General features: G+C 42.0%; 11 protein-coding genes. All 11 read left to right on the forward strand.

Annotated features, from left to right (window positions below; genetic code table 11):
• Complete coding sequence (gene mfd / locus FD17_RS08190) at positions 1–3,537, forward strand: transcription-repair coupling factor (RefSeq protein ID WP_235803196.1); 3,537 nt, start codon at positions 1–3, stop codon at positions 3,535–3,537.
• Positions 3,527–5,125, forward strand: coding sequence for a putative polysaccharide biosynthesis protein (locus FD17_RS08195; protein ID WP_057825478.1), 1,599 nt, complete (start codon positions 3,527–3,529; stop codon positions 5,123–5,125). Before mfd ends, FD17_RS08195 begins: the two co-directional genes overlap by 11 nt.
• The gene (locus FD17_RS08200) at positions 5,112–5,384 is read left to right on the forward strand and encodes an RNA-binding S4 domain-containing protein (RefSeq protein ID WP_057825480.1); all 273 of its coding nucleotides are present in this window, start codon (positions 5,112–5,114) and stop codon (positions 5,382–5,384) included. Before FD17_RS08195 ends, FD17_RS08200 begins: the two co-directional genes overlap by 14 nt.
• A 104-nt stretch (positions 5,385–5,488) precedes the next feature.
• The gene (locus FD17_RS08205) at positions 5,489–5,899 is read left to right on the forward strand and encodes an FtsB family cell division protein (protein ID WP_057825483.1); all 411 of its coding nucleotides are present in this window, start codon (positions 5,489–5,491) and stop codon (positions 5,897–5,899) included.
• Between the two features lie 108 nt (positions 5,900–6,007).
• Entirely contained in the window at positions 6,008–6,514 is a 507-nt protein-coding gene (locus FD17_RS08210; RefSeq protein ID WP_057825484.1) for a S1 domain-containing RNA-binding protein, read from the forward strand.
• A gap of 100 nt (positions 6,515–6,614) precedes the next feature.
• Complete coding sequence (tilS, locus tag FD17_RS08215) at positions 6,615–8,030, forward strand: tRNA lysidine(34) synthetase TilS (RefSeq protein ID WP_057825486.1); 1,416 nt, start codon at positions 6,615–6,617, stop codon at positions 8,028–8,030.
• Complete coding sequence (gene hpt, locus FD17_RS08220; protein ID WP_057825489.1) at positions 8,023–8,565, forward strand: hypoxanthine phosphoribosyltransferase; 543 nt, start codon at positions 8,023–8,025, stop codon at positions 8,563–8,565. Before tilS ends, hpt begins: the two co-directional genes overlap by 8 nt.
• Positions 8,566–8,638: 73 nt before the next feature.
• Complete coding sequence (ftsH, locus tag FD17_RS08225) at positions 8,639–10,774, forward strand: ATP-dependent zinc metalloprotease FtsH (RefSeq protein WP_057825493.1); 2,136 nt, start codon at positions 8,639–8,641, stop codon at positions 10,772–10,774.
• A 75-nt stretch (positions 10,775–10,849) separates the two neighbouring features.
• The gene (gene hslO / locus FD17_RS08230) at positions 10,850–11,746 is read left to right on the forward strand and encodes an Hsp33 family molecular chaperone HslO (protein ID WP_057825495.1); all 897 of its coding nucleotides are present in this window, start codon (positions 10,850–10,852) and stop codon (positions 11,744–11,746) included.
• A gap of 82 nt (positions 11,747–11,828) precedes the next feature.
• On the forward strand, positions 11,829–12,836 hold the full coding sequence (gene dusB / locus FD17_RS08235) for a tRNA dihydrouridine synthase DusB (RefSeq protein WP_057825496.1): 1,008 nt from the start codon (positions 11,829–11,831) through the stop codon (positions 12,834–12,836).
• A 57-nt stretch (positions 12,837–12,893) separates the two neighbouring features.
• A complete protein-coding gene (lysS, locus tag FD17_RS08240) occupies positions 12,894–14,399 on the forward strand; it encodes a lysine--tRNA ligase (RefSeq protein WP_057825498.1) in 1,506 nt (501 codons plus the stop codon).
• The last annotated feature ends 269 nt before the right edge of the window (positions 14,400–14,668 follow it).

The following is a 14,668-nucleotide window of genomic DNA, read 5'->3' on the forward strand; positions in this document are numbered from 1 at the left end:
TTGAAGTTAGATCAATTAATTACAACAATTCCTCAGTATTCCGAACTGGTTTCAGCCCTGAAAAAAGGGACGCGCCAATTAGTGACTGGAATTGGCGGATCAGCACGAAGTTTACTGATTGATAATTTAATTCACTCAACTGACAAGCCAACCATTGTTGTCGTTGATTCATTGTTTCATGCCGATCAGCTTGTGAACGATCTGTCAAACCTTTTGGATCAAAACCAATTATTTGAGTTTCCAGTTGAGGAAATGGGCGCTGCAGAGTTGGCAACCAGTTCTCCCGAATATAAAGCCCAACGAGTGCTTGCTCTTAATAAACTTGCAAGCGGTGAACCTGCCGTTGTTGTGACCTCCGTTTCGGGGATTAGGCGACTGGTTCCTGCAAAAGAACAATTTCAACAGGCAAAATTAAGAATTAAAATGGATGGTACCTATGACCTGGAACAATTGAAGCTTCAGCTCCATCAAATGGGCTATGTTTTTCAAAAAATGGTTGCAGCACCCGGGGACTTTTCAATTCGTGGTTCAATTCTAGACATCTTTCCATTAAACCATCAGGATCCGGTCAGAATTGATTTCTTTGATACAGATGTCGATTCGATGCGGACCTTTGATGTCTCTAATCAACGGAGTCTTAAAAACATTGACAGTATTGATGTACTGCCTGCAACTGATTTATTAATGAACGACGAACAACGAAAATCCGTGGTTGCCGAATTATCAAAACGTTTGAGAATTGAGCAGGCCAAGCTTGATGAGAAAGCCGCAAAGAAGCTGCAGGGCAATCTGGAGCCACAGATTATGGATCTGGATAATGGCTTGAGTGATCCGCGGTGGCTGATGTTTGCCGATATGATTTATGACAAGCAGTATTCGGTTCTCGATTATCTTGATGATGATGGGGTTGTCATCTTTGATGATTATTCACGAATTACCGACACTGCCAGGCAGCTACAAAGCGATGACGGCGAGTGGCTGAGTGATAAGATCAAGCATTATGAAGTACTTAAGTCGACCACTTATACCAATGATTTCAAAAAGGCTTTCACTGCTAACAAGCACGCCACTTTAATCCTGTCGCTTTTTCAAAAAGGGATGGGGCGAATGAGGCTGGATGCAATTGTCGACATCACTGTTCGGCCGATGCAGCAATTCTTTTCTCAAATGCCGATGCTTCGGACTGAAATATTGCGCTGGCAAAAGATGAAACAAGCTGTGATTATTATGGTCAATGATGAAAAACGGTTGGCCAAAGTAGCTCAAACCTTGAATGATTTTGAAATCACGGCAACTCAAACCGATAAGGATCATCTTTTACCTCATGAGGTTCAGTTAATTTCGAGCAATTTGGAAAATGGTTTTGAATTGCCCATGGCAAATTTGGTTATTATTACAGAAAAAGAAATGTTTGGAACGGTCGCAAAAAAACGACCGCGTCAAACAACGTTCAACAATGCCGAGAGAATTAAAAGCTACACTGATCTAAAGCCTGGTGATTATGTTGTTCACGTCAACCATGGAATTGGCCGTTATGAAGGTATGAAGACCATGGAAGTGGATGGTAAGCATCAGGATTATTTGACCATTTCCTATAAAGATAACGCCAAGCTGTTCATACCGGTGACTCAACTTAATTTGATTCAGAAGTATGTCTCGTCCGAAGACAAACATCCACGGATTAACAAACTTGGTGGAAGTGAGTGGGCCAAAACCAAAGCGAAAGTCGCTTCCAAGATAGAGGACATTGCCGATGAATTAATTGAGCTCTATGCCAAGCGCAGCGCTGAAAAAGGGTATGCCTATCCCCAAGATGATTCACTTCAGGCAGAATTTGAAGCGGCATTTCCATACAGTGAGACACCGGATCAGCTCCGTAGCGCCACTGAAATTAAGCGGGATATGGAAACTCAGCATCCCATGGATCGCCTGTTGGTAGGGGATGTGGGCTATGGTAAGACCGAGGTTGCCCTCAGAGCTGCTTTCAAAGCAATTGAGGTCGGCAAGCAGGTCGCATTCTTGGTACCCACAACTATCTTGGCACAGCAACATTATGAAACCATGTTGGACCGCTTTCGCGACTATCCAATCACCGTTCGGGTACTTTCCAGATTTCAGACTGCCAAGCAGGTTAGGGAAACCCTTGAAGGGCTCAAAGACGGTAAAGTGGACGTGGTAGTTGGAACCCATCGACTTTTGTCAAAAGATGTTAAATTTGATAATTTGGGTCTCTTAATTATTGATGAGGAGCAGCGATTTGGAGTTAAGCATAAGGAACGAATTAAAGAAATGCGTTCCGACGTTGATGTTTTAACATTGACCGCGACGCCAATTCCCCGAACACTCAATATGTCGATGATGGGTGTCCGGGATCTTTCGGTGATTGAAACACCACCATCTAATCGATATCCGATTCAGACTTATGTGATCGAGCAGAATGCCGGTACCATTCGCGAAGCGATCCAAAGGGAAATGTCTCGTGGTGGGCAGGTCTTTTACCTTCATAATCGGGTATCGGATATCGAAAAGACGGTTGAACAGATTAGTGCCCTTGTCCCTGAAGCGAGAATTGGTTATATCCATGGCCAAATGTCGGAAAATCAGATGGAAGATGTTCTATATGACTTCATTAATGGCGAATATGATGTTTTGGTAACCACCACCATTATTGAAACCGGAGTGGATATTCCCAACGTCAACACTTTGTTTGTCGAAAATGCCGATAGAATGGGGCTCTCACAGCTTTACCAACTCCGTGGAAGAATTGGCCGGAGCAGTCGGGTTGCGTACGCATATTTCATGTACAAGCCGAATAAGGTATTAACTGAGATCGGTGAGAAGCGTTTGGAAGCAATTCGAGATTTCACCGAATTGGGATCCGGTTTTAAAATAGCGATGCGGGATCTATCAATTCGTGGAGCCGGCAATCTTTTGGGAAAGCAGCAACATGGGTTTGTTGATTCCGTTGGATATGATTTGTATACACAGATGCTTTCGGATGCGGTTGCTAAAAAGCGTGGTAAGGGTTATGAGTTCAGAACTGATTCGACAATTGAGCTGGATTTGGAAGCATACCTGCCCAGTGATTACATTCAGGATAATCAACAGAAAATTGAATTGTACAAACGGATTCGTCAGATTGAAAATGAAGATCAGCTTCATGAAGTTGAGGATGACTTAATTGACCGATTTGGAGATTACGGCGATCCGGTTGCTAATCTGCTAAAGATTTCTCAATTGAAAATGTATTCCGACTATGCACTGGTAGATAAAATCCATCAAGACAAGCCCAAAATTATTGTGACGTTTTCGCCCCGTGCCGGAGCAGAATTTTCGAGCAAGGAGTTGTTGGAAGCCATTGCTCAAACAAAATTCCGAGCAACAATTAACACCGAAAATGATAAATATCAGATTCAATTAACTGTTCAGCCAAACATGAAAAAGTGGTTGGATGGGCTAATTGCATTAGTCAAGCAGCTGTCGGAAACCCGGCATAAGCATCGTGCGGGTGGCAAGGTAAAAAGTCATGAAAAATAGTTCAAGAAGACAACAGGTCCTAAAAGGGACTTTACTATTGACCATTGCGTCTTTCGTGGCAAAACTCCTGAGCGCAGTCTATCGAATCCCGTTTCAGAACATGGTCGGCAATATTGGCTTTTACGTTTACCAGCAAATTTATCCAATCTATGGGATCGGGATGACGATTGCCTTGACAGGGCTGCCGGTGTTTATTTCAAAACTGATTGTTGATACCAAGGACCCAAATGACAAGATTGCATTGACATTTAAAATTCAAAATATTTTACTTGTCATTTGCCTGATAATCTTTTGTATATTGCAATTTGGTGCTGGATTAATTGCTCATAGTATGGATGATTTACGGTTGGGACCGGTCATTCAATCAGTCAGTTGGATGTTTTTGTTTATTCCCTTTTTGTCCTCATGGCGAGGATACTTTCAAGGCAATATGGAAATGCGGCCGACTGCATATTCACAAGTCGTCGAACAGGTTGTTCGTGTGACAACCATTTTACTGGTTGGGTATTGGTCAGTGCGATCCGCCGCAAATCCTTATCTAATGGGGCGGTTTGCCATGCTGTCAGCGCCGATTGCGGGACTTTGTGCACTGCTTTTCATTGCTGTCTGGATAAAACGCCAATCATTACCAACAAAATGGCGCAAGCAGCGGTTACCGATTCAAACCCCAGGGCTTGTTAAGCGGATATTATTTGAAGGCGGTACACTGTGTCTGGTTTCCGCAGTGATGCTGTTACTCCAACTTGCCGATTCATTTTCTGTCGTAGCAGGACTGCGTGCTTTTGGCATTCCGCTAATATCCGCACAAAATATTAAAGGGATCTATGACCGTTCCCAGACACTGGTTCAGCTCGGGCAGGTGTTTAGTATTGCGTCGGCAACTGCGGTATTACCTGGATTGGTATTGGCAAATAAGCACAAGCAGGATATCACTTTTAAACATGTTGCAGCCACAAATCTCAGAACCAACTTGGGCATTTCGCTGGCAATGAGTGCCGGACTGTTTGCATTGATGCCACAGATCAACCGGCTTTTGTTCGCTTCGTCGGAGTTGAATACGACCATCAGCTTGTATTGTGTCAGTATCATTCTAACAAGCGTTTTAATGACTTATAACGTGATTTTGCAGAGTAAAGACAAGTATTTAAAAACGATGATTTCGATCCTCACTGGCTTTTTGGTCAAAATCCTGATTAACCAATTCTTCGTCAGCAGAATCGGGATAGTTGGCGCAAGTCTTGCAACCCTGTTAAGCTTGATGGTGATGATTGGTTTAATGAATGTTTTAAGCAGAAGTGATCTTAAACAATTGATTTCTTATTATCAGATTGGAAAGCTGATATTAGTTCTAGCGGTTATGATCGTCTCGGTTAAATTGATTGCTTTAGGCATTGGTGCGATGCACCTCGTTTCCAACCTAAGAATTGAGGCTTTGATTATTTCCTGTATTGGAATTCCTGCCGGCATTGCAATATTCTTTGGCGGCTGTGTGCTGTTGAAAATATTTACGATTCGAGAATGGCTCGCAATCCCGATGGTGGGCAAGTTTCTAAAAATTAAAGGAGTTACATCTCATGAGAATAGATAAATTTTTAAAAGTTTCCAGAATTATCAAACGTCGTTCGGTGGCCAAAGAAATTGCCGACAAAGGTAGAATTTTCATTAATGGGCGAGCAGCAAAATCCTCTACTGAGGTCAAACCCAACGATGAGGTTGTCATCAAATTTGGGAATAAGACACTGACAATTTTGGTTAAAGAATTGTTAGACACAACCAAAAAAGATGATGCCGAACGGATGTATGAAATCACTTCAGAGGATTATGAACACGACTTTCGTAAAGAGTAGCTAAATAATTCACAAAAGTTGTAATAATCCTCTGGTTCACCTAGACAAATGATGATATGTTGGTATAATTTATTTAGAACGTGCGAATGATCGGGGGATTTAGCATGCAGCAACAAAATGGGAAAGTACAGAAGCTCGACAACGATTTTACAAGACGTCGAGAAATTGAACTTAATAATTCGAAGGTTACGGCAGTTTTGTCCAGTAGACGGAAGAAGCGTGCCTTGATTATTATTGCCATTTTCTTGTTCTTTGCATCAATCTTTCTAATTCAGATTGTTCGTGCCAAAGTCAATTATGCTGATGTTCACGTTCGAATTGCCCGTGAGCAGAAGAATCTGCAACAACAAAAAGCAGATAATAAGCAGTTAAAAGCTCAGGTTGCACAATTAAACGATAAAAGTTACGTTCAACAAATTATTCGTGATCGTTATTATTATACGAAGCCTGGCGAAACAGTTTATAGTTTCCCTAATAAGGCACCGAAAGATGTTAATGATTATGATGTAAAATAAAATCAGTGATGTATTTCATCACTGGTTTTATTTTGACAATGGCTGGTCGGGATAAATTAAAATATGATATACTGGTTACACTATTACATGGGAGGAACATTTTTTTAGATGGCAATTGAAGTTGGAGAAAAAGTTAACGGTAAAGTTTCCGGAATCACAAATTTTGGTGCATTTATTGATTTAGGTGATCATCGAACCGGTTTGGTTCATATCAGCGAAGTTTCTGACGGATTTGTTAAGGATATTCACGATGTTTTAAAAGTGGGGGATGACGTCACCGTTAAGGTTCTCAAGATTGAGGGCAATAACAAGATTAGTCTTTCTATTCGCAAGGCGTCGGATAATCACGAACATGAAAATTCCAAAAACGAAAATCATTCTCACAGAAACTTTCACGAAAACAATCATGAAGGCCATGAGAATCACGGTAATCATGAGTCTCACAGTTACCATTCACGTGGAGGAAATTCTGCACATAATAATCATTCAAGTAACCACGAAGAAAGTTTTGACGATATGATGTCGGGATTTTTAAAGGAAAGTGAAGATCGTCTTTCAACTTTGCGAAAGAATACCGAAGGCAAGCGCGGTGGACGTGGCGGTCGTCGGAGTTAAAACGGATTAGATATTTTAAATGAACATTTTTAGTGGCTGGGGCAAGAATCATTGCTGCCGGCCACCTTTGTTTTATTGGAAACCTTAGTGGAGGCAGTTGGTGGACTTACAAGCTCAGTTTAATTTGATTGTTAAGCAAAAAGATTGGTGGCAGGCAGGAGAAAAGGTCGTTATCGCAGTCTCAACTGGCGTAGACTCGATGACCCTGTTATTTTTGGTTATGCATCTGCCGGTGAGTGAGCGGCCAAAGATAATTGTTGCTTATGTGGACCATCAATTGCGTGACCAAAGTGTGGTTGAAACTAATTTTATCCATGATTACTGTCAATCACATGCGCTTCAATTAGAACAGGCTGTGTGGCAGCCGAAAATGCATCCAAAATCAGGAACGGAAGCAGCTGCTCGGACGTTTCGCTACAATTTTTTTCGGAAAGTTTTGAGAAACACTGGCAGTCGGTACTTATTAACCGCTCATCATGGGGATGATCTTGCAGAAACGGTATTAATGAAACTGGTTCGCGGTGGGCAGCTTTCATCACTGGTGGGGATTTCTGAGGCCCGCGATTTTGATGAGGGAATGCTTGTAAGACCATTACTGGGATTTAGCAAAGAACAGTTGCGGAATTTTGCCGTTTCTAAAAATATTAAATGGTATGAAGATGTTACCAACCAAGAATTGTCCGTTCAGCGCAATCGAATTCGTCATGAGGTTGTTCCGATGTTAAAACAGGAGAATCCTAAGCTGCTGCCCCACATTCACAGTTATACGGCACAGTTGGCCACTGTATTGACGGCAGTCGCGGAATTGATTGAACCAATTATTAACAGCACGGTTACTGTATCTGATCATCAAACAGTCCAAATCGATTTGGATAGTTTGAAAAAGCATTCCCCAGACGTCGTTCAGTTAGCCATCCAACAAGTCATGGAACGAATCCTACATATTCCTGATGTGTCCATCAACCAGGTTGTATCGGTCCTCCGGCTTGTTGATCATGACGAAACACCGCAGGGTCAATTGGATTTTGAAGATGGTTGGAAGGTTCGTCGGGAATATCAAGTCCTTACAATTTTAAAGCAACCACAAAATTTCGTTGGTAATCCTGAAAAAAGTCGTACTTTTATGGTAATATTAGACAGATGGTATTCACTGAATGAGTCATTCAAATTTGGTGTTTTTTCGGATGAGCATTTACCTAATATGGGCAAAAAGCATGATTTATATTTGGCAGATGATGACTTTCCGTTATCAGTCCGGCCAGTAACTGTCGGTGACCGCATTTCAATTGGTCAAGGCAGGCATCAAAAAGTCGGCCGGGTATTGATCAACGCCAAAGTACCCAATCCTCGGCGGAAACGGGCACAGGTTTTGGTGACTAACCGGGGTACCGTTTTATCAGTTCTTGGAGTTAAGAATTCGGCCGTTCCTGAAGATACGGCGAATTTAAGACACTGGTGTTTAATTGAAATCAATGAAAATAATATATCTGAAAGAAAAGGAATTAGTGATGAATAACGACATCTTAAAAGTTCTATACAGCAAAGAAGAGATTGAAGAAGCCTGTCAGCGGCTTGGAAAAGAAATTTCCAAAACATATGCCGGGAAAACACCGGTTGTTGTCGGTGTTTTGAAGGGCGCAATCTTCTTTATGACAGACATTGTCCGAGCTGTTGATGCATATGTGCAGATTGATTTCATTGATGTTTCCAGTTATCATGGTGCAACGGAATCTTCAGGAACTGTTGAGTTAATGCAGGATATCAATACCGATATCAAGGGCCGGGATGTTTTGATTGTTGAAGACATCGTTGATACTGGCAGAACGCTCAAGTTTCTTCAGGATACATTTGCTGATCGCGGGGCCAATTCAATTAAGGTTTGTACTTTGTTGGATAAGCCAGCGGGTAGAGAGGTTCACGCTGAATCTGACTTCATTGGTTTTAAGGTTCCCAACGAGTTTGTTGTCGGCTATGGGCTTGATTACGACGAGAAGTATCGCAATCTGCCGTACATTGGTGTCCTAAAGCCGGAAATTTATACAAACAAGTAATGGTCAAAAAAGGTCAAGTGTGTTAGTATTTTGACTATCAACATGAAAATATTTAGTTTTGAGGAGGACGTTGATGAACTCGAATAAAAATGGGCTTTTTAAAAATAGTCTATTTTACATTGTCATATTTCTATTGATAATGGGGGTTATTTATTTCTTTAATGGAAATACTAACCAGACCACATCACAAGAAATTCAATCAAGTCAATTTGTTAAGAACTTGAAAGACGACAAAGTAAAAAACTTTTCAGTACAGCCAACTGGCGGAGTCTATAAGGTAACCGGTACTTATAGACAAGGTCAAAAGGTACAGGTGCAGTCTGGATTGATTGGTGGTAACCAAACCCAATCAAAGACCGTTACCAAATTCACCACCACTGTCCTCGAGAACAACTCCTCAATTGCTGAAATCACCAAGGCAGCTCAATCTAACAATGTTAAGATGAATGCCAAACCGGAAGAATCAAGTGGCTTTTGGGTAAATCTACTGGTTTATGTATTACCACTGTTATTGTTTGTCTGGTTCTTCTATATGATGATGGGCCGTGCTGGCGGTCAAGGCGGCGGAAATGGCAAAGTGATGAGCTTTGGCAAGTCTAAAGCTAAACCAGCCGACAGTAAGCAAAACAAGGTTCGTTTCTCAGATGTTGCTGGTGAAGAGGAAGAAAAACAAGAACTTGTTGAGGTTGTTGAATTTCTAAAAGATCCAAGGAAATTCACCACTCTTGGAGCCACCATTCCACATGGTGTGCTCCTCGAGGGACCTCCTGGTACTGGTAAAACTTTGCTTGCCAAAGCGGTTGCCGGTGAAGCCGGAGTTCCATTCTACTCAATCTCTGGTTCAGATTTCGTTGAAATGTTTGTTGGTGTTGGTGCCAGCCGTGTTCGTGACTTGTTTGATCAAGCCAAGAAGGCTGCTCCAGCCATCATCTTTATCGATGAAATTGATGCCGTTGGTCGCCGTCGTGGCGCCGGAATGGGTGGGGGTCATGACGAACGTGAGCAAACCCTTAACCAATTACTGGTTGAAATGGATGGATTTAGTGGTAATGAAGGTGTCATTGTCATTGCCGCTACCAACCGTGCCGATGTTTTGGATCCAGCCTTGACTCGTCCAGGTCGTTTTGACCGGAAGATTTTGGTTGGTCGTCCTGATATTAATGGTCGTGAAGCAATTCTGAAAGTTCATTCAAAGAACAAACCATTGGCTAACGATGTTGATCTTCATGAAATTGCAAAGCAGACTCCTGGATTTGTTGGTGCCGATTTGGCTAACCTGTTAAACGAAGCCGCATTGCTTGCTGCTCGACGCAACAAGACGCAAATCGATGCCAGTGATCTGGATGAAGCAGAAGATCGAGTTATTGCCGGACCCGCCAAACGTAACCGGGTTATCTCAAAAGAGGAACGGGAAACCGTTGCTTATCATGAGGCCGGTCATACAGTTGTTGGATTGGTCTTAAATGATGCTCGAGTGGTCCACAAGGTAACTATTGTTCCTCGTGGCCGTGCCGGTGGTTACGCAATCATGCTTCCTCGTGAAGATCAGCAATTAATGTCTAAGAAAGACGCAATGGAACAAATTGCTGGTTTAATGGGTGGTCGTGCTGCTGAAGAAATTGTGTTTGATTCGCAGTCTTCAGGTGCTTCAAATGACTTTGAACAGGCAACTAATATTGCCCGGGCAATGGTTACTCAGTATGGTATGAGTAAACGCCTTGGTCCGGTTCAACTTGAAAATCCTGCCCAAGATACTTATGGTCCGAGATATTCTCAAGAAACCGGTGCTGCAGTTGACGAAGAGGTTCGTCGTTTAACAAACGAAGCTCATGATACTGCTAAGAAGATCATTGAAGAGCATCGTGATAAGCATAAGTTAATTGCTGAAGCGCTTCTTAAATACGAAACGCTTGATGAGAAACAAATTCTTTCACTTTGGAATGACGGCAAGATGCCTGAAAGCTCCGATACCAGTGAGTTCCCAAGCGAACGGGCTGCTACTTTTGAAGAAGCAAAACGTGAACTGGAACGTAAGGAAGCAGAACGACAGGCAGAATTGGAAAAAGATCACGGTTCAGATAGTCAATCGAATAACTCAGCCGAAAATTCTACAGCTGATAACGGATCTGACGAACCTGAAAAGCCGGATGATGTTTCCAAGAACGATCAGCCAAAAGATAACAATCATGATCATGATGACAATAATTAGTTGAATATTGTAAGGATGAGTTTAGAGTAGAATTATCTCTAAACTCGTTTTTATTTTTAGATGAGGTGTAATTAAATGGATGACTATTTAGTAAAAGCAACGACAAACGATGGCATGTTTCGTGCATATGCCGTAAACGCGCAGCAAATGGTTGCAACTGCTCAAAAGGATCACGATACGTGGAGTGCATCGTCAGCTGCATTGGGTCGGACTTTAGTTGGTACGGTCATGTTGGCGGAGTCGGTAGAGAAGAATGGTGAAGCAGTTACCGTTAAGATCGATGGAAAAGGGCCAGTTGGCCAAATAGTTGCCGATAGCGATTCTAATGGACATGTGAAAGGATATATTCAAAATCCACATATTCATCTGCCATTAAACGCCAATCATAAGATTGATGTTGGGAAGGCAGTCGGCATTAACGGTTTTATTGAAGTGAGCCGGGCAGCTGAAGGGGAAGATCCTTATACAGGGAGTGTTCCGCTGGCTTCCGGAGAAATTGGAGATGATTTCACCTACTATCTGGCACAATCGGAACAGATTCCCTCAGCAGTTGGGGTTTCTGTATTTGTGAACGATGACAATACCATTGGAGCTGCCGGTGGATATCTTGTTCAAGTTCTTCCTGATGCAACGGACGATGCGATTAACAAGGTCGTTCAGCGCATTAAAGAAATGCCAATGATCTCAGAACTACTGTTGGATAATCAGCGACCGGAAGATATTTTGGAATTAATTTTTGGCAAGGGAAAGCTCCATTTTCTTGATAAAGTACCAGTTGAATTTTATTGTAATTGTTCCAAGAACAAGTTCGGTCGAGACCTTGAAGGCATTCCTGTTCCCCAGTTGGAAACAATGCTGAAGGAAGATAAGGGAATTGATGTGACGTGTAACTTCTGTGAAAGTAAGTACCATTTTGGTGAGGATGAACTGTCTAAGATCATCAAAGTTGCCAAAGCAAAGGGACACAAATAAAGTTTGCTACATATTTTTAGCAATGTGTGATAATATAGCAAACAGAATTTCACAATGGATAAACGAATTTTGAGGTGAAAGCATGGAATGGAATATTGGTAATGTTACGATCCCTAATCAGCTCGTGGTTGCTCCGATGGCTGGGGTCACAAACTCTGCATTCAGAATTATCTGTAAGGAATATGGTGCGGGTCTTGTGGTTTGTGAAATGATTTCGGATCGCGGCATCATGTATAAGAACAAAAAGACGTTGGATATGATGTTTGTGGATCCACGTGAACATCCAATGAGTATTCAGATTTTTGGTGGAACTAAGGAAACGTTGGTAGAGGCAGCCAAATTTGTTGATCAAAACACCGCAGCCGATATCATTGATATCAACATGGGGTGCCCGGTTAATAAAGTCGTTAAGACCGATGCAGGTGCACGTTGGCTCCTTGACCCAAAGAAAGTTTATGAAATGGTTTCGTATGTGACCGATGCGGTTAAAAAGCCGGTTACTGTCAAGATGCGGACTGGTTGGGATAAGGACCACATATTTGCGGTGGAAAATGCCCTTGCTGCTGAAAAAGCGGGTGCTTCCGCACTGGCAATGCACGGACGGACCAGAAAACAGATGTATGAAGGCCATGCTGACTGGGGAATTTTGAAGCAGGTTGCAGACGAGATTCACATTCCGTTTATGGGTAATGGTGATGTCAAGACACCGCAGGATGCCAAGAAGATGCTGACTGAAGTAGGCGCAGATGCTGTGATGATGGGCCGTGCTGTCGAAGGAAACCCTTGGATCTTAAAGCAGACGCAACATTATTTGGAAACCGGTGAGCTTTTGCCGACACCAACCCCTGAGGAAAAAGTTGTGACTGCCAAGGAACACTTACATCGTTTGGTTGAGCTGAAAGGTGATTACATCGGGTCTCATGAATTTCGCGGTCAGGCCGGATATTACCTAAAGGGGATTTCTCACTCTGCACGAACCAAAGTCGCTTTGACCAACGCGTCTGGGGAAGCAGCGATGGATGACATTTTTGATGAATTCCTCGAAAAAAATGAACAGAGAAAAGCGCGTCAGCATCGGATAGCACAATAAATGCGGCGCTTTTTGTGTTATGATTAGATAGTAAATTTTCATTTAGGAGGTTTCACAGTGGCCAAAGATAAAGAAATGAATGATCAAATGATTGTCCGTCGTCAAAAGATGGACGAATTACGCAAGGAAGGAATCGATCCGTTTGGACATCGATTCGTGCGTACATATCTTGCTGAACAACTTCATAAAGATTTTGATGATGAAGATAAAGACGAATTGATGGAGAAGGACAAAAAAGTCACCATTGCCGGCAGAATGATTGCCAAGCGTGGTAAGGGAAAAGTTGGCTTTGCCGACCTTAAAGACCGTACCGGTAAAATTCAGATTTATGTTCGTAAGGATATTGTCGGTGATGATGTTTACCATATCTTTAAGCGTTCTGATATTGGTGATCATCTTGGTATTTCCGGTCAAATCATCAAGACTGATATGGGAGAGCTAACCGTTCGAGCAGAATCGGTTACTTTCTTGTCAAAGGCTTTACGACCACTTCCAGATAAATTTCATGGCTTGAAAGATAAGGAACAGCGTTATCGTCAACGTTACCTGGACCTCATTTCCAATCAGGACAGTTTTGATCGCTTTGTAAAGCGGACTAAGATTATTTCCGCTGTTCGTAAATATTTAGATTCAAACGACTATCAGGAAGTTGAAACACCTGTATTGCATAATTCTGCAGGTGGTGCTAACGCCCGTCCATTTATCACCCATCACAATGCTTTAAATATTGACTTATATTTAAGAATTGCTTTGGAACTCCATTTGAAGCGATTGATTGTTGGTGGTCTTGAACGAGTTTATGAGATTGGCCGAGTGTTTAGAAATGAAGGAATGGATACACGCCATAACCCTGAATTTACAATGCTTGAGTCGTATGTGGCCTATTATGACTTCCATGATGTCATGGACGAAACTGAGGGTATTTTTAAGGCAGCAGCCGCTGCTGTTACCGATGATAATGTTGTGACTTACCAGGGCACGAGTGTCGATTTGAATAAGCCGTTTAAGCGTCAGCACATGGTTGATGCAATCAAAGAATATACCGGCATTGATTTCTGGAAGCCGATGTCTGATGATGACGCTAAAAAGCTTGCTGATGAGCATCATATTCACTATGAACCATGGTGGAAGACTGGTCATATCATTAATGCGTTCTTTGAGGAACTTGTTCAACCCAAGCTGCAACAACCAACGTTTATTTATGGTCATCCTGTTGAAATATCTCCATTGGCAAAGAAGAACGCAGATGATCCTCGGTTTACCGATCGATTTGAGCTTTACATTCTTACCAACGAGTTTGCAAATGCCTTTTCAGAGTTGAACGATCCAATCGATCAACGTCAGCGTTTTGAAGCCCAAGTTGCCGAACGAAAAGCCGGCAATGAAGAAGCTGAGGGTATTGATGAAGATTATATTGAGGCCCTTGAATATGGCATGCCGCCTACAGGTGGACTTGGAATCGGAATTGATCGATTAGTTATGCTTTTAACTGATGCGCCATCAATTCGAGATGTTATTCTGTTTCCAACTATGCGTCCTGAAGATAATACGAACAATGATTAGAGATTTCAAAAGCAATCCATTGTGTGGATTGCTTTTTTGTTTTGCCGAAGTTTATATTGTTCTTTAACTGTAATTTTGTTCATTCGCTGTCATCATATATTCCTGTCTGATCAGTGTGATAGACCAATTCATATTTTTTGAAGATGAATTTCAATTTTTATCTTGACTTGCACGCAAAAATTCGATATATTTATATATGCTGATTTGAACGAGTACTACAACGAAACGTGTTAATATTAAAAAGTTTTTGTTGACTCAAGTTGATCAGC

The organism is Lentilactobacillus sunkii DSM 19904, from assembly GCF_001435575.1.
In the GTDB taxonomy this organism is placed as follows: Bacteria; Bacillota; Bacilli; order Lactobacillales; family Lactobacillaceae; genus Lentilactobacillus; species Lentilactobacillus sunkii.

What these genes read in the sequence shown, in the direction of transcription:
- FD17_RS08210 (WP_057825484.1), top strand. Translation starts at nt 6,008, where the DNA reads ATGGCAATTGAAGTTGGAGAAAAAGTTAACGGTAAAGTTTCCGGAATC.
- hpt (WP_057825489.1), top strand. Translation starts at nt 8,023, where the DNA reads ATGAATAACGACATCTTAAAAGTTCTATACAGCAAAGAAGAGATTGAA.
- FD17_RS08195 (WP_057825478.1), top strand. Translation starts at nt 3,527, where the DNA reads ATGAAAAATAGTTCAAGAAGACAACAGGTCCTAAAAGGGACTTTACTA.
- FD17_RS08205 (WP_057825483.1), top strand. Translation starts at nt 5,489, where the DNA reads ATGCAGCAACAAAATGGGAAAGTACAGAAGCTCGACAACGATTTTACA.
- dusB (WP_057825496.1), top strand. Translation starts at nt 11,829, where the DNA reads ATGGAATGGAATATTGGTAATGTTACGATCCCTAATCAGCTCGTGGTT.
- ftsH (WP_057825493.1), top strand. Translation starts at nt 8,639, where the DNA reads ATGAACTCGAATAAAAATGGGCTTTTTAAAAATAGTCTATTTTACATT.
- FD17_RS08200 (WP_057825480.1), top strand. Translation starts at nt 5,112, where the DNA reads ATGAGAATAGATAAATTTTTAAAAGTTTCCAGAATTATCAAACGTCGT.
- hslO (WP_057825495.1), top strand. Translation starts at nt 10,850, where the DNA reads ATGGATGACTATTTAGTAAAAGCAACGACAAACGATGGCATGTTTCGT.